Source organism: Pseudomonas abyssi, from assembly GCF_002307495.1.
Lineage (GTDB): Bacteria > Pseudomonadota > Gammaproteobacteria > Pseudomonadales > Pseudomonadaceae > Halopseudomonas > Halopseudomonas abyssi.
Map to the genome: position 1 here is coordinate 263,382 of NZ_NTMR01000011.1, position 22,891 is coordinate 286,272.

25 protein-coding genes are annotated in these 22,891 nt (G+C 61.5%); 14 read left to right on the top strand and 11 right to left on the bottom strand.

The genetic code is table 11. The annotated features are described in order from the left end of the window. Positions 1-68: 68 nt before the first annotated feature. From CNQ84_RS10315 to CNQ84_RS10330, 4 genes are all read left to right on the top strand, one after another. A complete protein-coding gene (locus CNQ84_RS10315) occupies positions 69-1,733 on the top strand; it encodes an AMP-binding protein (protein ID WP_096004783.1) in 1,665 nt (554 codons plus the stop codon). Continuing rightward, positions 1,730-2,161 carry a hotdog fold thioesterase gene (locus CNQ84_RS10320; RefSeq protein ID WP_096004784.1) on the top strand — a complete coding sequence of 144 codons (432 nt, stop codon included), beginning with the start codon at positions 1,730-1,732 and terminating at the stop codon, positions 2,159-2,161. The genes CNQ84_RS10315 and CNQ84_RS10320 overlap by 4 nt, the downstream gene beginning before the upstream one ends. A gap of 119 nt (positions 2,162-2,280) precedes the next feature. Next, complete coding sequence (locus CNQ84_RS10325) at positions 2,281-3,144, top strand: alpha/beta hydrolase (protein ID WP_096004785.1); 864 nt, start codon at positions 2,281-2,283, stop codon at positions 3,142-3,144. 91 nt (positions 3,145-3,235) lie between these two features. After that, on the top strand, positions 3,236-4,054 hold the full coding sequence (locus CNQ84_RS10330) for a DUF4892 domain-containing protein (protein WP_096004786.1): 819 nt from the start codon (positions 3,236-3,238) through the stop codon (positions 4,052-4,054). Here CNQ84_RS10330 and CNQ84_RS10335 read toward each other — a convergent pair. After that, positions 4,051-6,456: a penicillin acylase family protein gene (locus CNQ84_RS10335; protein ID WP_096004787.1), complete on the bottom strand. Its 2,406-nt coding sequence runs from the start codon at positions 6,454-6,456 to the stop codon at positions 4,051-4,053. The two genes, CNQ84_RS10330 and CNQ84_RS10335, sit on opposite strands and share 4 nt — an antisense overlap. A 98-nt stretch (positions 6,457-6,554) precedes the next feature. Here CNQ84_RS10335 and CNQ84_RS10340 point away from each other — a divergent pair, with 98 nt between their 5' ends. The 6 genes from CNQ84_RS10340 (at position 6,555) to CNQ84_RS21095 (ending at position 11,808) form a co-directional block, all read left to right on the top strand. Then, the gene (locus tag CNQ84_RS10340) at positions 6,555-7,544 is read left to right on the top strand and encodes a patatin-like phospholipase family protein (RefSeq protein ID WP_096004788.1); all 990 of its coding nucleotides are present in this window, start codon (positions 6,555-6,557) and stop codon (positions 7,542-7,544) included. 57 nt (positions 7,545-7,601) lie between these two features. Beyond that, complete coding sequence (gene selD / locus CNQ84_RS10345) at positions 7,602-8,639, top strand: selenide, water dikinase SelD (RefSeq protein ID WP_096004789.1); 1,038 nt, start codon at positions 7,602-7,604, stop codon at positions 8,637-8,639. Next, positions 8,639-9,745, top strand: coding sequence for a tRNA 2-selenouridine(34) synthase MnmH (mnmH, locus tag CNQ84_RS10350; protein ID WP_096004790.1), 1,107 nt, complete (start codon positions 8,639-8,641; stop codon positions 9,743-9,745). Before selD ends, mnmH begins: the two co-directional genes overlap by 1 nt. 110 nt (positions 9,746-9,855) lie before the next feature. Then, positions 9,856-10,617, top strand: a complete 762-nt coding sequence (locus tag CNQ84_RS10355) for an SDR family oxidoreductase (protein ID WP_096004791.1) — start codon at positions 9,856-9,858, stop codon at positions 10,615-10,617. A 462-nt stretch (positions 10,618-11,079) separates the two neighbouring features. After that, on the top strand, positions 11,080-11,538 hold the full coding sequence (locus CNQ84_RS10360) for a phosphate-starvation-inducible PsiE family protein (RefSeq protein WP_202974590.1): 459 nt from the start codon (positions 11,080-11,082) through the stop codon (positions 11,536-11,538). A 9-nt stretch (positions 11,539-11,547) separates the two neighbouring features. After that, the gene (locus tag CNQ84_RS21095; protein WP_425439960.1) at positions 11,548-11,808 is read left to right on the top strand and encodes a hypothetical protein; all 261 of its coding nucleotides are present in this window, start codon (positions 11,548-11,550) and stop codon (positions 11,806-11,808) included. On the opposite strand, the gene CNQ84_RS10365 is transcribed toward CNQ84_RS21095, so the two are convergent. The 6 genes from CNQ84_RS10365 to CNQ84_RS10390 form a co-directional block, all read right to left on the bottom strand. Beyond that, positions 11,738-12,148, bottom strand: a complete 411-nt coding sequence (locus tag CNQ84_RS10365) for a GGDEF domain-containing protein (protein WP_096004793.1) — start codon at positions 12,146-12,148, stop codon at positions 11,738-11,740. The genes CNQ84_RS21095 and CNQ84_RS10365 overlap by 71 nt on opposite strands. Before the next feature lie 6 nt (positions 12,149-12,154). Continuing rightward, the gene (locus CNQ84_RS10370) at positions 12,155-12,700 is read right to left on the bottom strand and encodes a HAMP domain-containing protein (RefSeq protein WP_165771269.1); all 546 of its coding nucleotides are present in this window, start codon (positions 12,698-12,700) and stop codon (positions 12,155-12,157) included. Between the two features lie 128 nt (positions 12,701-12,828). Continuing rightward, positions 12,829-13,062, bottom strand: coding sequence for a hypothetical protein (locus tag CNQ84_RS10375; RefSeq protein ID WP_133065890.1), 234 nt, complete (start codon positions 13,060-13,062; stop codon positions 12,829-12,831). A gap of 217 nt (positions 13,063-13,279) precedes the next feature. Next, positions 13,280-14,173 (bottom strand): protease HtpX, encoded by an 894-nt coding sequence (gene htpX, locus CNQ84_RS10380; RefSeq protein ID WP_096004796.1) that lies wholly within the window; start codon positions 14,171-14,173, stop codon positions 13,280-13,282. Positions 14,174-14,325: 152 nt separating this feature from the next. Then, complete coding sequence (locus CNQ84_RS10385) at positions 14,326-14,748, bottom strand: hypothetical protein (RefSeq protein ID WP_096004797.1); 423 nt, start codon at positions 14,746-14,748, stop codon at positions 14,326-14,328. Positions 14,749-14,770: 22 nt separating this feature from the next. Continuing rightward, positions 14,771-15,982 carry a pyridoxal phosphate-dependent aminotransferase gene (locus CNQ84_RS10390; RefSeq protein WP_083727479.1) on the bottom strand — a complete coding sequence of 404 codons (1,212 nt, stop codon included), beginning with the start codon at positions 15,980-15,982 and terminating at the stop codon, positions 14,771-14,773. A 138-nt stretch (positions 15,983-16,120) separates the two neighbouring features. On the opposite strand from CNQ84_RS10390, the gene msrB reads away from it, so the two are divergent. The 3 genes from msrB to CNQ84_RS10405 all read left to right on the top strand — a co-directional run bounded on the left by msrB (position 16,121) and on the right by CNQ84_RS10405 (position 17,549). Next, positions 16,121-16,522: a peptide-methionine (R)-S-oxide reductase MsrB gene (gene msrB / locus CNQ84_RS10395; protein WP_096004798.1), complete on the top strand. Its 402-nt coding sequence runs from the start codon at positions 16,121-16,123 to the stop codon at positions 16,520-16,522. 77 nt (positions 16,523-16,599) lie between these two features. Then, the gene (locus CNQ84_RS10400; RefSeq protein WP_096004799.1) at positions 16,600-17,082 is read left to right on the top strand and encodes a glutathione peroxidase; all 483 of its coding nucleotides are present in this window, start codon (positions 16,600-16,602) and stop codon (positions 17,080-17,082) included. After that, positions 17,079-17,549: a MarR family winged helix-turn-helix transcriptional regulator gene (locus tag CNQ84_RS10405; RefSeq protein ID WP_235827224.1), complete on the top strand. Its 471-nt coding sequence runs from the start codon at positions 17,079-17,081 to the stop codon at positions 17,547-17,549. The genes CNQ84_RS10400 and CNQ84_RS10405 overlap by 4 nt, the downstream gene beginning before the upstream one ends. 12 nt (positions 17,550-17,561) lie before the next feature. On the opposite strand, the gene CNQ84_RS10410 is transcribed toward CNQ84_RS10405, so the two are convergent. Then, positions 17,562-19,922: a hybrid sensor histidine kinase/response regulator gene (locus tag CNQ84_RS10410; protein ID WP_096004800.1), complete on the bottom strand. Its 2,361-nt coding sequence runs from the start codon at positions 19,920-19,922 to the stop codon at positions 17,562-17,564. A 195-nt stretch (positions 19,923-20,117) separates the two neighbouring features. Here CNQ84_RS10410 and CNQ84_RS10415 point away from each other — a divergent pair, with 195 nt between their 5' ends. After that, entirely contained in the window at positions 20,118-21,005 is an 888-nt protein-coding gene (locus tag CNQ84_RS10415; RefSeq protein WP_425439961.1) for an ATP-binding protein, read from the top strand. A 44-nt stretch (positions 21,006-21,049) separates the two neighbouring features. On the opposite strand, the gene CNQ84_RS10420 is transcribed toward CNQ84_RS10415, so the two are convergent. The 3 genes from CNQ84_RS10420 to CNQ84_RS20660 all read right to left on the bottom strand — a co-directional run. Next, positions 21,050-21,715: a glutathione S-transferase family protein gene (locus tag CNQ84_RS10420; RefSeq protein WP_096004801.1), complete on the bottom strand. Its 666-nt coding sequence runs from the start codon at positions 21,713-21,715 to the stop codon at positions 21,050-21,052. A gap of 49 nt (positions 21,716-21,764) precedes the next feature. Beyond that, positions 21,765-22,529, bottom strand: coding sequence for a hypothetical protein (locus tag CNQ84_RS10425; protein ID WP_133065891.1), 765 nt, complete (start codon positions 22,527-22,529; stop codon positions 21,765-21,767). Between the two features lie 137 nt (positions 22,530-22,666). Next, on the bottom strand, positions 22,667-22,891 hold a 225-nt coding region (locus CNQ84_RS20660; RefSeq protein WP_217350083.1), incomplete at its 5' end, for a hypothetical protein.

Sequence of the window (22,891 nt, forward strand, 5' to 3'; positions counted from 1 at the left end):
ATTCCTACCGGCGGGTCGCTCACAAGGGCGACCGTCGCAACAATAATAATGATTCGGCGGAGCAGGGCATGGGTGCATTGGCAACGCAGCCTGCGACGGCGCTTGAGGCCTTTTTACGTCAGGAGGCCCTGCGTCCGAGCACTACCTATCTGGTTCAACCGCTGCCTGACGGCAGTGTTCAACGTCTGACGTGGGCTGAGGTTGGCGAGCAGGCGCGCCGCGTCGCTGGTTATCTGGACAGCTTGCAGCTGCCGGCCGGCAGCTGTATTGGCCTGCTGGCGCGTAACTGCGCCCACTGGATCATTGCTGACCTGGCTATCTGGATGGCCGGTCATGTCTCTGTCCCGCTGCATCCCGGCCTCACTGTCGACTTTATTTCTCAGGTTGCGCGTCACGCTGATCTGCGGGCGGTGTTTCTTGGTCGCCTGGAAGGCTGGCCGGCTCAGCGTGCGGGTTTGCCTGATGAGGTGGTGCGCCTGGCCTTGCCGCAGGGGCCGGAGGAGAGAGGGGTTGTGCCCTGGTCCGCGCTGCAGCAACAGGCGCCGCTGGAGCCGCAACAGCCCGTCGCGGATCAGCCTGCTACCATCATTTACACCTCCGGCACGACCGGTGTGCCCAAAGGGGTGGTCTTGAGCTTTGCCAGCATGTACCTGGCGGCCAGCAATTTCCTGCGTCTGTTTACCATTTCTGCGTCAGATCGCATGTTGTCCTGTCAGTCATTCAGCCATATTGGCGAACGGCAGTTTGTCGAGATGACTTCGTTGCTTGGCGGTCAGCAGGTGTTCTTTGTCGAGCGTGCTGCCAGTTTCCTGGAGGATTGTCGTCGAGCAAGACCAACCCTGTTTATTGCTTCGCCCAGGGTTTGGCAGGATTGCATGGACGCCTGCGATCGGCGTTGGCCGGCGCGCTGGCTGCAAACTCTGCTGAGCCTGCCTGTACTGGGGCCGCTTCAGGGCAGGCGCGCGCTTGCCTATCTAGGCTTGGATCAGGTGCGCTATGCCGTGAGCGGTGCCGCACGCCTGAACCCGGCGTTGCAGCGTCGATTCGCCGCCCTTGGCCTGCAAGTGGTGGAAGCCTACGGCATGACCGAGAACTGCGGCTACTCTCATCTCGGGCGTCCGAGCCGCCAGCGGCCCGGGTATATCGGTTTGCCGAACCCAGGCGTTGAATGCCGTTTGGGACCGCAGGGGGAGCTGCTGGTGCGCAGCAAGACGCTGATGCTGGGTTACCACAAGGACCCGGTGCGCACTGCGGAGGTATTGGATGAGGATGGATTTCTGCACACCGGGGATGCCGCAGAGATTGACCAGGAAGGCTTCCTGCGTCTGACCGGACGCCTGCGCGACATCTTCAAGACCTCCCGGGGGCGCTATGTCATCCCGGCCCCCATAGAGCAGCGGCTGATGGACGACGTGTTGATAGAGGAGGCCTGCGTGGTCGGACAGGATCTACCTCAGCCGCTGGCTCTGGTTCGGCTGGCCCCCGGGCTGACAGCCGACAAGACCAACCGTGGTCGTCTGCAGGCGCTGTTCGATTCGGTCAATCAGACGTTGCCGGAGACCGAGCGCCTGGGTTGCCTGGTCATTGTGCAAAGCGCCTGGGATATCGCCGGCGGGTTCCGCACGCCAACGCTGAAGCTGCGCCGCAATGTGGTGGAGGCGACCTATCACGCCCATTTCCAGTATTGGCTGGTCAGCGGCAAGAGCATTGTTTTGGAGGAGAGTGAGGTATGAGTGTCATTTGGCATCGCCCCCTGGATATCGAGGCCATGAATGCGCCCGGCCCCCATATCAACACGCTACTGGATATTCGTATCGAGGAGGCGGGAGACGACTGGATTAGCGCGAGTATGCCGGTGGATCAGCGCACTCATCAGCCTTACGGCATCCTGCATGGCGGCGCCTCGGTGGTGCTGGCCGAAAGCGTGGGCAGCATGGCGTCCTACGCCTGCATTGATACCCGTACCCATTACTGCGTGGGGCTGGATGTGAACGCCAATCACCTGCGCGCGGTGCGCACGGGGCGAGTCACCGCCCGGGCAACGGCGGTGCACCTGGGGCGCACGACGCATGTCTGGGACATTCGCCTGCGTGATGAGCAGGGCAAGACCACCTGTATCGCCCGGCTGACCATGGCCATCGTGCCACTGAATACGGACTGACAGCCGGCGATCCGCTCGTGTATGTGGCTGTATTCACGGCCGCTCAGGTGCTTGTTCGCACGGTGCCAAGACAGTAGATTCCTGCAGCATCCGTTCTCTACTCAGCAACCGGAGGCTGCATGCCCCTTACAAGCCATGAAGTACGTTTTTCCCTGCCGCATATTGAAGTCGCCGGCAAGGCTTGGGGGGAGCCCGGCGGTTTGCCGGTTATTGCACTGCACGGCTGGCTCGACAATGCCGCCACCTTCGACCGGGTGGCGCCGGCGCTGGAGGGCGTTCACCTGGTAGCGCTGGACTTGCCTGGCCACGGCCTGTCGGGGCATATGCCGGCCACCGGTTACAGCCTCTGGCAGCAAGCGGCCAGCGTACTGCAGGTGGCGGAGGACCTGGGCTGGGAGCGTTTCGCGTTGCTCGGGCATTCCATGGGCGCGATTATCAGCGGCATTCTGGCCGGCAGTCTGCCGGATCGTATCATCGGGGCCGCGATGATTGACGGGCTGATGCCGTTCACCTCCGAAGCCGATGATGCGCCCCGGCAGATGGCGCGTTTCTTCAACTCCAGCCTGCAGTTGGGCAATAAACGTAAACCGATTTATGACAGCGCGGAGAAGGCCGTGTCGGCACGCGTGCTGGGCGGAACGACGCCGATCAGTCGCGAGGCGGCGGGTTTTCTGGTCGAGCGCGGATTGATGCCGCACGACGGCGGCTGGACCTGGCGCACCGACCCCCAACTGATGCTGCCCTCACCACTGCGCTTCACTCAGCGCCACGCCGTGTCTTTTATCGAAAATATCACGGCGCCGGCGTGCCTGGTGCTGGCCAATCAAGGTGTGATGCACAAGCATCCGGACGTACTGGATCGTATTGATGCCTTCAATAATCTGACGGTGCACCGCATCGACGGCGGCCACCATCTGCATCTGGAAGCCCAGGCGCCGGAGGTGGCGGCGATTCTGAAAGACTTCTACACAAGCCTGAGCTGACCCACAGGTCCAGTCGCGGTATCCTCGGAACTGAAGTGGCGCGTGAGCGCCCGCTTAATGACGCCCGCAGGTGGGGGCGCTGAGGAGATGCATGGGGTCCATAACACGAAGTGCGCCGCTGCTGTTCGCCGGCCTGTTGTCCGCTGGGGTACTGCAGGCCGAAGACGCCGTCTCGACACTGGTTGTCGAACCTTTCACCCATTCACAGCTCGTCGACCAGACGCTGCAGTCCCAGGCGGACCAGCCGGTGGTTATCGGCAGTATCCGCCGTATCAACAACCAGCTGCGTGCCGAGCGAGAGGTGCGTGCCAGTGGTGAATTGGCTTCGGTCAGCTGGGAAGTCCTTGACGGCTACGCCCCTGAAGCTGCCTTCAGTCATGTGCTGGGGCAACTGCTGGCGCAACCGCATACGCTGCTGTACGCCTGCGATGGTCGTGAATGCGGCAGCAGCAGCCTGTGGGCCAATCAGGTGTTGCATAACGCGCGTCTGTACGGGCCAGACGAAGACCAGCGCTACCTGGCGCTGCGCCTGGATAACGAACCGCAGCGCTTTATCACCCTGTACAGCATCACCCGGGGCAACCGTCGCAGCTACCTGAACATGACCCAGCTGACGCCGGATCAGGCAGTCCAGCAGGCGCTATACCCAACGCCGTCAACCTTGCTCAAGGTGCTGCGCAGCGAGAATAGCCTGGCGCTGCCGGCGCTGGACAGCGAGGTGCTTCAGGATGACTGGACGCGGTTGCTGGTGCGGATGATGCGTCTGGACTCATTGCTGCGCGTGCAGTTTGACGGGGCCGATGCACCGCAGCTGGTCAATGCCATGAAAGCGGCCGGCGTGTCCGCGTCGCGCCTGCAGCTGGGTGAGCCGGTGCCGGCCCAAGGTGTGGTGTTGCAGCGCATTCGCTAGGGTCTTAGCTCCAGCTGATCGGGCAGGGCGCGAATCGATAGCCAGTCGAACAACTGCGCACGGTAGCGCCCTTCGTTGAACATGTCCGCCTGATCCCAGGCGTGGACGTCCAGCGGGTTACCGGCCTGGCCCAGCGGGTTGATACCCAGGCTGGCGTTCAGGTCTGACAGGTCGATCAGGCGGCGGGTCGAGGGGCCGGCCTTGATCTGATATTGCTCAGTACCGCGGTCGAAGACCATGTTGTTCAGGGTTTCGTTGCCGCCATCTACCACCACCGGCTGGCTGCTCAGCAATGCTCCGAAGGGCAGGCGCTCACTGAGTGCATGCTTGTGTTGCAGGCTGGTCAGTCGTGACCATTGCCACTGTTGCGGGTCTGCACCCAAATCCTTCACCAGCCCCTGCAGCGCGTTCTTCCAGGCATGACCGATGGCTGCCTGACGACCGTCCAGGCTCGGATGCTCGCGATTGTCCCACCAGGGCGAAGTGGGCTTCCAATACAGGCTGGCCAGTGTTTTCTCGGCCATGAAGGTGTTGCGGAAGTAGCTGTAGCGTGGGCCTAGCTCATCGGCAAAAAGGGCCTCGGATAGCGCATCCTGCCAGCGCTGGAAAATGCTGGCAGCCTGACTGTCGCGTCGGTAGTGGCCATCCCAGCTGGCGAGCAGAGCGAGTGCCTGAGTACCTGTCTCGCGGAGCTCCTCCGGCAGCTGCTGTGGGTCCAGCAATGGCATGGCGTCGGCGAGCATGCTCAGGGCCAGTGGCCGCTGATCGTCAAGCTGGAAGGCCTTGAAGTCCGACAGGTCGAAGGGCGCTTCACGGTTGAGCAGGACTTCCAGGCGCTGCGCCCGATCCGTTGGTGCGTAGTAGCCTGGCAGCTTGCGGCGCGGGTTGCGCTCTGGGTAAGGGTTGTTGGTGGAGAAGATCACACCCTCGCGGGGGTTGATGATGCGCGGGTTGGTCTCGAAGGGTTGATAGCCCAGAAAGTCATCCCGGCCCGAACCGCCGTTGAGCAGGGAAAAACCATTGCTGCTCTGTGGCCAGCGTTTGAGCTTGCCAATTGCCCACATGGCGATGTTGTCATCAACGTCGGCATACACCAGGTTCAGGCCGGGCGCGCTGTGCAGCGCGGCTGCGGCCTGAAACTCGTCGAGGCTGGTGGCGCGGGTAAATCCGTAAAAGGCGCTGGCCGAATCGTTCTCCGGGTCGAGGAAGCTCCAGAACAGGCTGACAGGTTCGCGCTCCATGCTGCCGGGCAGATCGTTGACGATAGGGCCGTGGCGGCTGCTGCGGGTGCGGATCAGGCGATCTTCCTGGCCGCGAATCTTGATGACCTCTTCATGCACACGCAGCTTCTGCCAGCGATCGATTGCCCAGACCTGCTCCGGGTCGTCCGGGTTGACGCGTTCGCGGTAGAAGTCCACGTCATCGTTCATCAGCATGGTCAGGCCCCAGGCGTGATGGCGAGTCTGCCCCAGCAATGGAAACGGGATGCCAGCGAGGAAATGACCGTAGACTTCGCTGTCCGGGGTGCGGATGTGTGCTTCGTACCAGACTGCTGGCGCGGCAAAGCCGATATGCGGATCGTTGGCGAGTAGCGGGGCGCCGCTGGCACTGCGTTCGGCGTTCACGACCCAGGCGTTGGAGCCGAGGAACTGGCCTACCGGCAGGGTCTGTTCTACCTGGCTGATCTGCTCCAGCATGGGGGTCAGCAGCTCGATGTAGGGCTGCCCGGAGGAGCGCACTGGCGGCAACTGGTCCGGCCAGCTGGGCACCAGATCACGGTAATGACGCTCGCTCAGGGTACCGCGAATGGTGTCGACCAGGGCGTCGGTCTTGAATGCTTCGGCAAAGGAGTACGCCATGTAGCCCATGGTGTTGGCGATGTCCTGGGTGCTGAAGTAGTCCGGCGTGGTCATCAGCAGGCGGTATTCCAGTGGCCGGCCACCCTGGTCAATATATTGGTTGATGCCGTCCTGATAGGCGTGAATCAGCTGCACGTGGGGGCTGTCGGCCTGCTGCTGCAACCGCTCGGCGTATTGGCGAGCGTAGCGGCTGATACCCAGAGTGCGGAAGAACCGGTCGGTGGCGAAGGACTCGGCGCCAAACAGCTCCGACAGCCGTCCGCCGCCAATACGCCGCAGCAGGTCCATCTGAAACAACCGGTCCTGGGCGTGCACATAGCCCAGTGCCAGGTAAGCGTCGTGTTCGTTCTGGGCGTCGATATGGGGTACGCCCCAGGCGTCGTAGTAAACGGACACGGGGGCCATGAGCCCCTCCAGCCGGAGTTTGCCGCTGCGTTTGGCCTCTGCGGTGTGGACAAACCACGTCACCAGCAGGGCGCACAGAGCCAGTAGCAGGGCAACACAGAGGATAATCTTCAGCGGGCGATTCAGACGGGCGTTCACGATGGGCCTTGTGCAGCGGAAAAACGTCCGGGCATCATGCGCAGCGCGGTGGTATACGTCAATCGGGACACGCGAGTTTGTGAAGGAGTAATAGCACGATGGCACGAAGAGTCGCTCTGGTACTGGGCAGCGGAGGCGCAAGGGGATACGCGCACATAGGCGTGATCGAAGAAATCGAACGCCGAGGCTATGAAATCGCCTGCATCGCCGGCTGCTCCATGGGGGCGGTAGTAGGCGGCATTCACGCTGCCGGTCGACTGGCTGATTACCGCGAATGGGTCTCCGGGCTGGACTACCTGGATGTGATCCGTCTGCTGGATATCGGCTTTGGCACCTTGGGCGCGATTCGCGGCGAGCGGGTGTTCGGGCGCATCCGCGAGATACTCGGCGATATCGACATCGATGATCTGGCGATTCCTTTTACCGCCGTGGCGACAGACCTGACCAACCAGCAGGAAGTGTGGTTTCAGTCGGGTTGCCTGCATCAGGCCATGCGCGCCTCGGCGGCGATCCCCAGCCTGTTTTCCCCGGTACGCCAGGGCAGTCGTGTGCTGGTAGACGGCGGCCTGCTCAATCCGCTGCCGATTGTGCCGGTGGTGTCGGCGCATTGTGATCTGATCATGGCGGTCAACCTCAACTCGATCGAAAGCAATCACTATCAGATGCCTGTTATCGAGCGGCCCGCGCCGATCCGTCAGCAGTGGGAGCAGTGGATGGCAGCGCTCAAGCCCTCCTGGCTTGGCCGGCGGGCCGAAGAGGAAGAAGAACAGGCCGGGCAACACGCGTTGCCGCTGTCGCCGGAGGACGGTGAGGAGCCGCACTCGCGTGAGGAAGATCAGGATGCCCCGGTCGAGGTCGAACCACCGGTGGGGCCGGCCAGCATGCTGGAGCTGGTCAACCTGTCGTTTGAGGCGATGCAGGCGTCGCTTACCCAGTACAAGATTGCTGGCTATCCGCCAGACGTGGTGTTTAACGTACCCAAGCGTCTGTGCCGGTTCTTCGAATTCTATCGTGCGCCGGAGCTGATCGAGCTGGGCCGGATGGTGGCCAGTGATACGCTGGACCAGTTCGAACGTCGCCAGCACTGAACTGGGATGGGTGTCTGCTAGAATCCGCCTTTCCATGTAACTGTCGCGGAGCTGAGCATGACCCAGACCATACGTTTGACCGAATACAGCCACGGCGCCGGTTGTGGCTGCAAGATTGCGCCGCGGGTGCTCGACGAGATGCTGGCGGTCGGCCAGCCTGGCCCGGCCTTTGAGCGGCTCTGGGTGGGCAATGCGAGCCGCGACGACGCGGCGGTATTCGGTCTGGACGACGAACAGGGCATTGTCAGCACTACCGACTTTTTCATGCCGATTGTCGATGACCCGTTCGACTTTGGCCGCATCGCTGCGACCAATGCGATCAGCGATATCTACGCCATGGGCGGCACGCCGCTGATGGCCATTGCGATTCTCGGCTGGCCGGTCAACCTGCTGTCTGCCGCGGTGGCTGGCGAGGTGCTGGCCGGGGCGCGGCAGGTGTGCACCGAGGCAGGCATGCCGCTGGCCGGGGGGCATTCGATTGACGCCCCTGAGCCTATTTTCGGACTGGCAGTGACCGGCCATGTGTTGAAACGCCAGCTCAAGCGCAATGATCAAGCCTTGGCTGGCGCCCAGCTGTTTCTGACCAAGCCACTGGGCATCGGTATCCTTACCACCGCCGAAAAGCAGAAGAAGCTGCGCCCCGAGGACGCTGGCGTCGCGCGGGACCTGATGTGTCAGCTCAATCGTCCGGGTCAACGTTTTGCTGCCCTCGATGGTGTTCAGGCGATGACCGATGTGACCGGCTTTGGCCTGCTCGGGCATCTGACCGAAATGGCCGAAGGTGCTGGCCTGCAGGCGCGCCTGAACAGTGCGCAGGTACCGCGCTTGCCTGCAGTCGACTACTACCTGGAGCAGGGGTGTGTGCCGGGTGGCACGCTGCGCAATTTTGATAGCTACGGGCACAAGATCGGTGCACTGAGCGACGCGCAAAAGCACCTGCTGTGCGATCCGCAAACCAGTGGTGGGCTGCTGGTGGCAGTGGCGCCGGAGGCGGTAGAAGCGTTTTTGGCGCTGGCCGGTGAACTGGGTCTGACGCTGGGCTGTATCGGAGAACTGGTCGAACAGTGCGGTGGGCCCTGGGTCGAGGTGCTTTGATGCGCGACAACACCGAGGACTTTCGTCAGCTGTTTTTGCAGAATGTGCCGCTGATGGACGTGCGCGCGCCTGTCGAGTTTGCCAAGGGAGCCTTTCCCCAGGCAGTCAATCTGCCCCTGATGAATGACAGCGAACGGCAGAAGGTCGGTACCCGCTACAAGCAGCAAGGCCAGGCTGCGGCAATCGAGCTGGGTCATCAGCTGGTGCGCGGCAAGCTCAAGGCCGCGCGTATCGATGCCTGGCTGGCTCAGGTCCAGGCGGCGCCCGAGGGTTATCTGTACTGTTTTCGTGGTGGCCTGCGCTCGCAGTTGGTGCAGCAATGGCTGAGCGAGGCTGGTGTGCAGTATCCGCGGGTAATCGGTGGCTACAAGGCCATGCGGCGTTTTCTTATCGATACCCTGGATGCAGCAGCGCTGGAGTGCAATCCGATACTGGTGGCCGGCATGACTGGCACTGGCAAAACCGAGGTGATCAGCGCACTGGACAACAGCCTGGATCTGGAGGGCCATGCGCATCACCGTGGCTCCAGCTTTGGTCGTCACGCCACGCCCCAGCCGGGACAGATCGACTTTGAGAACCGGCTGGCCATTGCAGCGCTGAAGGTGCGGGATGCCGGTTATAACCGCCTGGTGCTCGAGGACGAGGGACGTATCGTCGGTAGCTGCTCGGTGCCGCTGACGCTCTACCGTGTCATGCAGGAGGCGCCGCTGGTCTGGCTGGAAGACAGCTTCGACAACCGTGTCACGCGCATTCTGGGCGACTACGTCATCAACATGCAGGCTGAGTACGCGGCGCTGCATCCAGACGACGCTGACGCCGGTTTCAGTGCCTTCGCCGACTATCTGCTCGGCAGTTTGCAACGCATTTACAAGCGGCTGGGTGGCGAGCGTCATCAGCAGCTGGATAGGCTGATGCGTGAGGCGCTGGAGATTCAGCAGCGCAGTGGTGATGTGCAGGCGCACCGCCGCTGGATTGAAGGCCTGCTGACCCATTACTACGATCCGATGTACGTGTACCAACGCGAGAGCAAGCACCCTCGAGTGGTGTTCAGTGGCGAACAGCAGGCCGTTATCGAGTGGCTGCGAGAACACTGTATCAACGAATGACATAACGCGTGAACAACACGGCTTAACTTGGTCGAGTCATGACTGCTGCCGCGCTAATATCCTGAAAAAGACACGCCCGCCAACGCGGTCAATGACAGGAGTACAGACGCATGAGTAGTGAGTTTTCCGGCAAGGTAGCACTGATCACCGGTGCGGCCGCAGGCATCGGCAAGGCAACGGCTGAAGCATTTGCCGCTGCGGGGGCGCAGGTTGTGCTCTCTGATATTGATGTGTCTGCTGGTGAAGCGGTGGCTGAAGCCATCCGCGCAGCGGGCGGGGATGCGGTATTCATTGCCTGCAACGTGGCGGATTCGGCTGAGGTCAAAGGCCTGATCGAGCGCATTGATGCGGAATTCGGTCGTCTGGATTGCGCCTTCAACAACGCCGGTATTGAGGTCGAGCTGGGTAAGCTGGCGGACGGCGACGAGGCCGTGTTTGACCGCATCATGGACGTGAATGTCAAAGGCGTCTGGCAGTGCATGCGCTTCGAGCTGCCGCTGATGCTCAAGAATGGCGGCGGCTCTATCGTCAACACCGCTTCGGTTGCTGCGCTGGGCGCTGCGCCGAAAATGAGCATTTATGCCGCCAGCAAACACGCGGTGTTGGGTCTGACCCGCTCGGCGGCAGTGGAGTACGCCAAGCAGGGTGTGCGAGTTAACGCGGTCTGTCCGGCGGTGATTGATACCGAGATGTTCCGTCGCGCCGTCGCCATTGAGCCGCGCAAGGCCGACGCGGCAGCAGCCATGCACCCGATTGGTCGTGTAGGCCGTGCTGAAGAAATTGCCGCCGCTGTACTTTATCTGTGCTCCGAGGGGGCGTCCTTCACCACCGGCATCGCCTTGCCCGTGGACGGCGGCAGCACCTGCATTTGAGTGAGTTAGGTGCCGCGACCGCGCGGCGCCTATCCTTTGCTCCCCCTCCTGGCCTCGCCGGGTCGCAACTGCGTTCCCTGTGCTCGGTGCTCTGACCACGCTCTACCATGCTGACGTTGGCAGCACGCATCCTTTGCCTTGGTTGCGTGACATGACCAGGCGTGACGCTGGTCGTTGGTGTGGCGCGAGCAACCAGCCAGAGCCTGGAATACACCCAGATCTTTTCGCCGCATCGGCACTGGCAGCTGATGTGGGGCAGCGGCTGCTGAGCGGTGACGAGTCTGATATCGACCAGCAGTGGCTGACAGCGCGCGAATTGCATTTCAGGGTACAACGGGAGAAAACCCTTTTGACTAGGTCAGTTGCCTGACCTGGCCTTAGTTGCGGTGTCTGTGCCGCCTGCCTCGGCCTTGCACGTGGCTGATCATGGGAGGCCGAACAGCGGTTGGAAGGAGATCAGACGTGAAAAAAGAACCCCATGACGAGTTGCCGCTGGATGATCCGGACCCGATTATTCGTGCCAGTCATTTTGCCATTCGCTTTGCTGTTAAATTGCTGGCCATCCTGATGGTGCTGGTGATCTTTTTCGGCATCGCCGACGTGGTCTATGTGCTGTATCAGCGCCTGACCTCCGAGCCCATGTATCTGCTGGATATCAGTGACATCTTTGAAACCTTTGCTGCCTTTCTGGCAGTGCTGGTGGCGATCGAGATTTTCGTCAATATCCGTATCTACCTGAGCAGTTACGAGTTGCCGGTCAAGCTGGTTGTAGCCACTGCCCTGATGGCGGTGGCGCGAAAGATCATCGTGCTGGACTTCGAGAAAATCGAAGCCCTGGAAGTGTTCTCCCTGGGCGCTGTGGTGCTTGCCTTGGGAGTAACCTATTGCTACATGCTGCATGCACAGCATCGAACCGGATAAGTTGAGCGATTGCAGCTGGATCAGCACCGCCTGGACAGCCTGCGTGCGGAGATGGCGGCGGCGCTGTTCGCCGGCAATACCGCCTTTGGGGTCGATAATGTGCTCGCGACCCGGTGCTCGGTTGGCTGGCGGGGTGGACCTGCACCGGACTGGGATGGCCAACCACTACGGGCGCACCAGTCGCTAGCGGCGGGGGTGACTACGCCTCAATGCAAACGCTGTTACGCCCGTTGTCCTTGGCGCGGTAGAGCTGTTCGTCTGCACGTTTGAGCATGTCGTGCTGGGAGTGTTGCAGGCCGGTGATGCCGAAGCTGGCGGTGACTCGCAGGCCTTCGGCAATCTGCTGCCAGGGATGCTGTTCTATTTGCAGGCGCATGCGCTCGGCAATCTCCTTAGCGGTTTGCACGCTGGCGTCGGGCATCAGCAGTATCAGCTCTTCTCCGCCGAAACGTGCCAGGATGTCTTGCGTGCGTACCGACTGGCGCATGAGGTGCGCAATCTGTTGCAGCACCAGATCGCCGACCTGGTGTGAGAAACCATCGTTGATGCGCTTGAAGTGATCCACGTCGACGATCACCAGCGCTAACGCGCGCTGGCGTTGAGTGCATATCTCAAACTAGTGGGCGAACTGTTCGTTGAAGTAGCGACGGTTATGCAGGCCGGTGAGTTCGTCGGTATAGCTGAGCCTTTCAAGTGATTTGGCCTGGCGGGCAATGGTTTCGTTGGACGCCTGCAGGGCCTGATATTTGTCTGTGAGTTCGCCACTCATACGGTTGAAGGCCTTGGCCAGGGTGGCGATTTCGTCGGTGCCGCTGACGACGACGGGTGTGAACGGCTGGCCAGGTTCCAGCTCATTTACCGCGCGGCTCAGTTGACGTAGCTGACGCAACATGGGGCGCGTCAGCAGGGCGGCAACCAGCAACGACAGCAGCAGGGCAATGGCCCCGGCGACCGCCAGGCTTTGGTAAAGCAGGGTGCGATAACTGTCGTCGAGCGGTGTCTGTGGCGCCTCGCCAGTTGCCAGGGCATAACCGACGAGTTCGCCATTGAATGTCAGGGGAGCGGCCCGCCAGCGCTCGAACAGGCTGAGTTGCTGACCGGCCTGATAGTCGTAGAAGGGGTGGATAACGTAGCCCTGGGTGTCGGCCAGCACAAACCGCATATCGGTAGACTCGAAAGGCGAGCTGCCGCCTGGGCGGAGTGGGTTGCCTGCCGGAGGCATGCCGCGTGGCGGCCTTCTGGGTGGGCGCTGCTCGAGCGCTCTTTGTTCATGGCGCCTGCGGTCAAGCGTCACAATACGCTGATAGAAATCCAGGGCCGCTGCGCGCGCGTGCCCCAGGGCAAGGCATCGGACAAGTTCTGATAGCGTTGGATCAGCCGCGTGAAGTGGCCAAAGTGGGTCGCACTGGCCTGGCCGACAAAGCGGTACTCCAGTAGCGGCGGCGTGATTAGCGCGATCACGAGGATGGCGCCGAGACTGCTGAGCAATAACGCTGATAATACCTTGGTCCTCAAGGTCATCATGGTGCGGCTATCTCGTTCAAACGGATTAGGAGGGGCCGCGAGCCATACTCCGGTCCGTCCTGCGGCAAGCCGTGGCCAGTATAGCCACAAATGCCATCGTCTTGGCATCCCGAGGAGGGCTTTGGCTATCGTGCTGGCAATAAAAAACGGGATCAGGTTGTTACCTGATCCCGTTCTGTTTTTTACGCTTGGCTTGCAGCTTGCAGCTTGCAGCCGCTTAGCGGTAGTTGCCGGCTCGCAGGGCGGCGATACGCTGGTCGAGCGGTGGGTGGCTCATCAGCAGGCCGGCCAGGCCGTTCTTCAGGCCGCCGTTGATACCGAAGGCGGTCATTTCGCCCGGCATTTCCACCGGAATACCTTGCTCTGCCTTCAAGTGTTCCAGCGCTGCAATCATCGCGCCGGCACCAGCCAGTTGGGCGCCGGCGGCGTCTGCGCGGAATTCGCGCTGGCGGGAGAACCACATGACGATAATGCTCGCCAGAATACCCAGTACCAGTTCGGCAAAGATAGTGGCGATGAAGTAGCCGATACCCGGGCCGTCGCCCTCGTTCTTGAACACGGCGCGATCGACAAAGTTGCCAATGATGCGGGCGAAGAACATGACGAAGGTGTTTACCACGCCCTGGATCAGCGACAGGGTGACCATGTCGCCGTTAGCCACGTGACCAATCTCATGGGCCATGACGGCCTTCACCTCGGCCGGGCTGAAACGCTGCAGCATGCCTTCGGACACGGCAACCAGCGAGGCGTTCTTGTTCCAGCCGGTGGCGAAGGCGTTGGGCGCGCGGGACGGGAAGATAGCCACTTCCGGCATGCCGATGCCGGCGGTTCTGGCCAGTTCTTCAACCGTGCTCAGCAGCCAGCGTTCCTGTTGGGTTTGCGGCTGCTCGATCACGCGGGCGCCAGTGCTGCGCTTGGCCATCCACTTGGACATGAACAGTGACACAAAGGAGCCGGCAAAGCCGAACACGGCGCAGAAGATCAGCAGCGACTGCAGGTTCATGCCGCCCTGACCGTCGTGCACGCTGCCGACGCCCAGCAGGCTCAGGGTGATGCTGGCAACCAGAATAACCGCGAGGTTGGTGGCCAGAAACAACAGAATTCGCATCATCTTCAGGGTATTCCTATCAAGTGTAATCACGCGGGTGCTAGCGGCTCTGGCCCGGCATCGGGCGGCCGCGTCTTGGAGCTTATATTGGGCGAAAGCCGGCGGCTTTCAACGGCGACTCTATGACAAAACGTGTCGTGCCCCGGTTCCGCGGTTCAGCGGCGGAAACACTGTTGCACGGCTTCAAAGATCTCGTTGCTGGCGCCGCTGCGCAGCGCATCGCGCAGACGCTGGGCCAGGGTGGCCTGCTGGCGGGCAACGCTGGCTGGCAGTGTGGCTTGCAGTCGTTCGGGGTCGGGGGCCGAGAGCAGGGTGAAGCTGCGTTCGGTCAGACAGGCCTGATCGATGGCGTCCTGGCGAATGGTGTCGGTGTATCGCAAAAAGCCTTCCTGGGCGAGCCAGAGCATGGCCGAAAAGCAGGCCGTGTGGCGGGGCGCCGGCACACCAAAGGGGTCTGGCTCGTGCTCGCCGATCAGGTCGATGACGAACAGGCAGGCGGGTTGCGGGAAGCGGTTGTACAGCGCCACCAGGATGCGTGCTACATCCTGGTGGAAGTCTTCGATATGCAGATCAGCCATGTGACATTGATCAGCGCTACCTTTACTGCCGGTAGGTCTTGAGGAAGTTGGCGATACGACCGATGGCCATTTCCAGGTCGTCCTTGCGCGGCAGGGAGACAATACGGAAATGGTCAGGCCAGGGCCAGTTGAACGCAGTGCCCTGGACGATCAGGATCTTTTCCTGCAGCAACAGGTCGAGCACCATCTTCTCGTCGTTGTGGATCGGGTAGACCTTGGGATCGAGTCGCGGGAACAGGTACAGCGCCCCTTTGGGCTTGGTGCAGCTGACGCCGGGAATATCGTTGAGCATCTCCCAGGCGGTATCACGCTGTTCCAGCAGACGGCCGCCGGGCAGGATCAGATCGTTGATGCTCTGGTAGCCGCCCAGCGCGGTCTGGATCGCGTGCTGCGAGGGCACATTGGCACACAGGCGCATGGAGGCGAGGATTTCCAAGCCTTCAAGATAACTGGTGGCGTGGTGCTTGGGCCCGCTGATGACCATCCAGCCAGAACGGAAGCCGGCGACCCGGTAGGACTTGGACAGCCCATTGAAGGTCAGGCAGAGTACGTCTGGAGCAACCGCGGCCAGCGACTCGTGCACGGCACCGTCGTACAGGATCTTGTCGTAGATCTCGTCGGCAAACAGGATCAGGTTGTGCTCACGGGCGACCTGGGCCAGCTGCTCCAGCACTGCGCGCGGATACACGGCGCCGGTCGGGTTGTTCGGGTTGATGACCACCATGGCCCGGGTGTTGGGGGTGATCTTGCTGCGGATGTCTTCGATATCCGGATACCAGTCTGACTGCTCGTCGCACAGGTAGTGCACGGGCTTGCCGCCAGACAGGCTCACCGAGGCGGTCCACAACGGATAGTCGGGTGCCGGGATCAGCACCTCGTCGCCGTTGTTGAGCAGACCCTGCATGGACATCACGATCAGCTCGGAGACGCCGTTGCCCAGGTAGATGTCGTCAATGCCCACACCCGGAATGTTCTTGGTCTGGGTGTAGTGCATGACCGCCTTGCGGGCAGAGAAGAGGCCGCGTGAATCGCTGTAGCCCTGGGCGGTCGGCAGGTTGAGGATGACGTCCTGGAGAATTTCTTCCGGCGCCTCGAATCCAAAGGGTGCAGGGTTGCCGATGTTCAACTTGAGAATGCGGTGGCCTTCTTCCTCAAGGCGCTTGGCGTGCCGCAGAACGGGTCCGCGGATGTCGTAACAGACATTGGCCAGTTTGTTGGACTTGCTAACCTGCATGGTGCTTACCTTGTCGATCCGAGCTGAGTAGGGTGTCGGGAAGCAGGCGAAGGCTTCCCAGAGCGGGTAGTAAACGCCCATCATACGTTGAGCGCGGGCGACTGTGAACGTCCTAATGGGCTTATCCGGAGTTAAATCATGAACAAGATCAACAAGAGCGAAGCCGAGTGGCGAGAGCAACTCGACGACACCCAGTTTCAGGTCTGCCGTCTGCGGGGCACCGAGCGCCCCTTTACCGGCGCCTACTATCGCAACACTACCCCCGGTGTGTACCACTGCGTGTGTTGTGACGCGCCGTTGTTCGATACCGAGACCCAGTTTGATGCTGGCTGCGGCTGGCCCAGCTATTACCAACCGATCCGCCCGGAACTGGTAGAGGAGCATGAGGATTTCAGTCACGGAATGCATCGTACCGAGGTGACCTGTGCGCGCTGCGATGCGCATCTGGGGCATGTGTTTCCCGACGGCCCGCCGCCGACGGGGCTGCGCTACTGCATCAATTCGGTTTGCTTGCGTCTGGAGCCGCGGGAGGTTGTATAGGTGGTACGCAATTTTATTGACATAAATATTTGCGCTGCTAGCCTTGCGTCATTACCCGTTCGCCTGAAGGAGGCGTTATGAGCACCTTGCTGGATATCCCCTGTACTACCATCGACAACCGTGATTCCTCGCTCAGCGCGTTGGAGGGCAAGGCCTATCTGGTGGTCAACACCGCCAGCAAATGTGGCTTTACGCCACAGTACAAGGGACTGGAGGCGCTGTGGCAGGAGTACGGCGAGCGCGGCCTGCGGGTGGCGGGGTTTCCATGCAACCAGTTTGGTGCCCAGGAGCCGGGCGACAGCGGCGAGATCAGCGAGTTTTGCGAGCTGAACTATGGCGTCAGCTTCCCGTTGTTCAAAAAGGTCGATGTCAACGGCGCTAATGCGCATCCGCTGTTTGTCGAGCTCAAGCAGCAGGCGCCGGGTGTGTTGGGCAGCAAGGGGATCAAATGGAACTTCACCAAGTTCCTGGTTGACGGACAGGGGCGCGTTATCAAGCGCTACGCGCCTACTACCAAGCCCGAAGAGCTGCGTGCCGATATCGAGGCGTTGTTGCCGTGAGCTCAGCGACACCCAGCGAGGTCGATCAGCTGCTCGCCCTGGACAATCAGCTGTGTTTTGCCCTGTATGCCGGCTCACGCGCCCTGATGCGCACCTATCGTCCGCTGCTGGAGCCGTTGGGGCTGACGTATCCGCAGTATCTGGTGATGCTGGTGCTGTGGGAGTGGCAGCGTGAGCCGCCGGAGCATCCGGGCGTCAAGGCGCTGGGTGAGCGGCTGCAGCTCGACTCGGGCACGCTGACCCCGCTGCTCAAACGCCTGGAGAGTCAGGGGCTCATCCGCCGCGAGCGCGTGCGTGGCGGCGACGAGCGTCAGCTGCAAGTGAGCCTGACCGAGGCGGGCAGTGACTTGCGTGAGGCCGCTGCCAGCGTGCCGCACCAGCTGATGTGCCAGACAGGCATGAGCGCAACGCAGATGCGCGAACTGCGCGACGGTCTCAATCAATTGCTTGGCGCCATGCGGGAGTAGGGTTGCCTGCACTCAGGATGTCGTGTCCTGCTGACCGCTGCCGGGTAACCAGCGCAGCAGGATCGCCTGCAGGTCTTCGCGTTTGAACGGCTTGGCCAGATAGTCATCCATACCGGCATCCTTGCAGCGCTGGCGGTCTTCCTGCAGGGCGTTGGCGGTGAGCGCGATGATGGGCAGGTTCTCCCAGCGCGGATCGGCGCGCATGCGCCGGCTGGTTTCATAGCCGTCCATGATCGGCATGTTGCAGTCCATCAACACCAGGGCGTAGTCCTGATCGGCGAGCTTGCTCAGGGCCGCCTCACCGTGCTCGGCGAGATCCACCTCAAATCCCAGGCGGCTGAGCATGCCCCGGGCGACCATCTGATTGACCGCATTGTCTTCGACCAGCAGCAGGCGTTGACCGCGTCCCAAAGGCTGCGCGCCCTGGTTGCTGTCGTATTGCTGTGTCTGCTCGAACAGGGCGTCGATTGCCCGTGCCAACCGGTTGCGAGGTGGCGGTGTAGCGACTTGCTGGCGGATATGCAGGGCACTGGCGCGCTGATTGTCCAGCTGCTGGCCGTAACTGCACAACAACAGGCGCGGCGTGCTGGGCTGCACCTGCTCAAGCTGCTGCGCCAGTTGCGGGCTGTCCAGCAGCCAGAAGTCGTGGCCGGGTGGTGCATCGGGCAAAGGGGTGGTCGGGTCATAGTCTAGCGGTGTGCAGCGCATATTCCAGCTGCGCAACAGGCGCTCCAGCACCGGGCCCTGCATTTGGCCGTAGCGATTCCATAGCAAGACCTTGCGCGGGGTTGGTGGTTGGTAGCGGGGGCTGTCGTCATGACAATGGAGCGGCAGGAACACGCTGAAGGTGCTGCCACGACCGGGTTCGGAATTGACATGCAGCTCGCCATGCATGGCGTCGGTCAGGCTTTTGCACAGGGCCAGCCCAAGACCGGTGCCACCGAAGCGCCGCGAAATCTGCGCGTCGGCCTGGGTGAACGGCGAGAAGATGTCCCCCAATGCCTGCTCGGGAATGCCAATGCCGGTGTCGCTGACCTGGATGCAGACACGGCGCATGTCGCCATCGCTTTGGTAGAGCTTCAGGCGCAGGGCGACGTGACCGTGCTCGGTGAACTTGAGCGCGTTGGACAGCAGGTTGCTGACAATCTGTCGTATCCGCGTCGGATCGCCCAGCAGTAAGCCGGGAACGTGCGGGTCGATCTCGCAGATCAGCTCGATGTCCTGTTTGCCTGCGTTCTGTGACAGCAGACTGGCGGTCTCCTCCAGCAGTGCGCCGAGGTCGAAGGGGATCTGCTCAAGCTGCAACTTGCCCGCCTCAAACTTGGACAGGTCGAGAATATCGTTGAGCAGCGCCACCAGTACCTTGCCTGAATCGTAGGCGATGGAGAGCTGCTGGCGCTGCTCATCGTTCAGTTGGCTGTCCAGTGTCAGCCCGATCATGCCGAGCAGGCCGTTGATGGGGGTACGGATTTCGTGACTCATGTTGGCCAGGAAGGCCGAGCGGGCGCGAGCCATATCCAGCGCGGCCTCGCGTGAGGCTTCCAGCTCACGGTTGGATTCGCGCAGCTGGGCGTTGGTCAGCTGGACCTCGGTGGTACGGGTTTCGACGATATTTTCCAGCTCCTCCAGATACTTGCGCAGGCGCTCCTCCGCGCGCAGCTTCTGTCGCAGGTTGACGTCGATGCTTTGCAACTGGCGGTTGATTACTTCGACAAGGGCGCCGATTTCATCGCGCTCGTGGCCGTCAGGGCAGGGCAGCCTGCTCCGTTCGCCCTCGGTGCGCATGTCCAGCAAGTCGTTGATCAGTCGCACCAGAGGTTTGGTCAGCATGGCGTAGAACAGCACCATGAGTACCAGCGACAGCACCAGACTGAGAACAAAGCCCGAGAGCATGGTCAGCCCGGCGCGGCGCAAGAAGCTGGCGCCCTGGTAGAAAGTGTCGACCTCAATCACCAGGTGCCCCAGCAGCTCGTTAGGGGCGTGTTCGACATACAGCGGCTGGGAGTAATCACGGCGTCGACCGAACAGCGCATCACTGACTGTGCGATAGCGACTGGTCGCCATTGGCCGGCTGACACTGGCCAGCGCGATGCCGTTGTTGTCGATGATTTCTGCTCGGACAACCTGCGGAGCTTCCAGCAGGCCGCTGACCAGCTCCATCGCCAGTTCCGCATCGATGTTGTAGGCAATGCGCGCAGCCGGGCTCAGGCTGACGTTGATCTGCGCCTGAACCTCCTGATCGATCAGGGCGTCTTCAGAGCGGTAGTCGACAATGACCTGCGCCAGCCCGAGCAGAATGCCCAGGGTGAAGGCGACCAGAACGCTCAGGCGTGCTTGTTTGAATGACAGTCGATTGGTAAGGCGTATGTCCATTATTGGCCTTGATGATGATGGCACCGTGGCGCCTGCTCCTGCCTGCGCAGTCAGCAGCAGACTGGCGGCGAGGCTAACAGAGGTGACACCAGATTGAGCTTAGCAGTCCGGGCAACAGTCTGTGTCGGTGTTCATGGTGGTGGCTACCTTCGCCGCGTGGCATTCTTGCACGTTTGTTGCCCAGAGGAGAAACCCATGGCGGGTGTCAGCACCGATCAGTTCATGCAGCGCGTCGTCACTTTTATTGAACGCTTTGAGGCGACCTTGCCTGCACCTGTCGAGCCGATCGACTGGTCGAGCACCTTTGCTGCGCGCTGGACGGTCGATGGGCAGCAAGGTTACCTGCGTCCGCTCAAGGTCAGCTTGACGCTGCGCCTGGATGATCTGGTTGGTGTAGAGCGCCAAAAAGCACTGCTGGGTTCCAACACCGGACAGTTTGTACGCGGGCTGCCAGCCAATAACGCCTTGCTGTGGGGCTCTCGCGGCACAGGTAAATCCTCGCTGGTGCGCGCCTTGCTGAGTGAGTACGCGGAGCAGGGCATGCGCCTGATCGAGGTCGACAAGGCTGACCTGGTGCACCTGTCGGCACTGCTGCCTCAGTTGGCAGGGCAGCCTTGGCGCTATGTCCTCTTCTGCGATGATCTGGCCTTTGAAGCGGACGACAGCGGCTACAAGGCCCTGAAAACCGTGCTTGATGGCACCGTTGAGGCGGCGCCGGAAAACCTGCTGCTGTATGCCACCTCCAACCGTCGCCACCTGCTGCCGGAACATAACAGCGATAACCTGGCGGCCAAGCAGGTCGATGGTGAGATCCACCCGGGCGAGGCGATTGAGGAGAAAATAGCCCTGTCCGACCGTTTTGGTCTGTGGGTGTCCTTCTATCCGTTCAGTCAGGATCACTACCTGGCCGTCGTGCAGCACTGGCTTGGTCAGCTGGCCCGCGAGCACGGGCTGCACTGGCAATGGGACGAGGCGTTGCAGCTAGAGGCGGTGCGCTGGGCTACCGGGCGCGGCAACCGCAATGGGCGCTGCGCTTATCAGTTTGCCCGCTCCTGGGTAGGCCGGCAGCTGCTGGAGTCCTGACTGGCGCTGGCGCTGCGCAGGCAACGCAGCCCTGTAACCGGTGCTCAGGCCTGGAGGCGGCCGGTCAGCTTGGCTACCAGAGCGTGCTCGCCCGGCAGCAGCGAGGACACGCTGCTGCGTGCAGTCAGTCGACTCAATAGCGACGACAGGCCGGGCCAGCGGTATTCGTCAATCAGCTCACCGGCGTGAGCCAGGTTGATCAGCTGACAGCCCACGGCGATGTCGGCCAAGCTGAATTGCTTGCCGAGAAACCAGGGTTGCTCGCCCAGCTCTTTTTCCAGGTAATCGAGCAGCGGCGGCAGATGGTCCTGCAGCGCCTGCTGTACCTTTGACTCGTCTGCGCTCTCGCCGACGCTACGGGCAACAATACGTGGAAAGAACACGCCAAAGGTGCTGTGCGGTGCCAGCTCATAATCTGCGTACTTCTCCAGCCAGCGCACCCGCGCCGCTTCGGCCGGCGTGCTGCCGTAGAGCGAGGTGCCGCCCTGAGTGTCCTGCAGGTACTGGGCGATGACGGCCGAGTCTGCCAGCTTGAGATCGCCGTCGGTCAGAGCAGGAATACGCCCTAGCGGGCTAATGTCGTAGTACCAGTCAGGCTGCCCGCGCGGTGGAATAAATGTGTGCTCGTAGGTGATGCCGAACTCGGCAAGCAGGATGCGCACCTTGCGCACATAGGGCGAGAGGCTTGCGCCATACAGGGTAATTGTCATGCGGTGTTCCGATGCTGGGGTGTGCTGAGCACCGGCAGCTGGCCGGTACTCAATCGTCGTAAACGGCCTTCTTCTGCCAGAGCTCATCGGCCGATTCCATTTCGGCCAGCCCTGCATCCAGCTCGCTGGGTTGACCTTCATCGGCCTGATTCTGCGCTATTACGGCGGCTTCCGCACGTTTGAGCAATTGCTTATAGTGCTCCAGGTGCTTGGCCAGACTCGGATTATTGAGTTTGGTGATAAAGGCGATGGCGCGCTCATACTGCAGCTTGGCTACGCGGGGCTTGCCCTGGCTCATGGCCTGCTTGGCGGTGGCGTTGAAGGTTTCAAGGTTGGCGGTAATCAGCGAGCGCCGCACATGAGTGCCCCAGTGTTTCAGCGTGGCGTTATCGATCAGGCCGTCGCGCTCGGCTTGCTGCAGCTGCTTGAACAGGTTCTCCAGCTGCAGGCGCGCTTCCTTGCCGCGCGCCTCGCTATCCAGCTCGACCGGCGGGTTGCTTGGCACCTTGCCTTCGGTCTGTGCGGCGCGGGCCTGGTCCAGGCGCTGTTGCACGTCTTGAGATTTGCCAATGCGCTGCAGGCGCTCCAGCAGGCTGATTTCTATTTGCAGCATGAGCGTACCCAGCTCAGCAGGTAAGAACTGGCCGGGCAGGGCGCCAGTGGCCTGCCGGCAGACTTTGATACGCGCATTCAATTCGGCGGTTTGTCGCGCCTTTTCCAGCCGATTGCGCTCCAGGCTGTGACTGATAAAGCCAATGCACACCAGAATGATCAAACCGCCAGCCAGCAAACCGCCTATTAGTAGTGGGGACACGGGATGTCTCTCATCTTATTTATTGGGGCCTTGCATCAGGTCCGGGCGCCAGAGAGTCAGCCCGAATTGATGGCTATCACTTTAGCATCATGGCCGAGACGAGTACGTGGGACAAGTTATTTTCTGACGTCAGTAAATCAGCTAGCACCGTGGGCGCCGCAGCTGGCGCGGGACGACGGCATGTGGGCTATTGCCGGCATCTTAAGAAATGCGAAAAAACCTGAAAAAATATCAGCTTGGGGTTGACGGGTTGTCGGTCGCCACATAAAATTCGCGCCGCTTGCAGCGAACAATTCGCGGTAAGCCAGCCAAGGTAATGCCTCGGTATAGAGAAGTCCGGGTACGTCCCCTTCGTCTAGTGG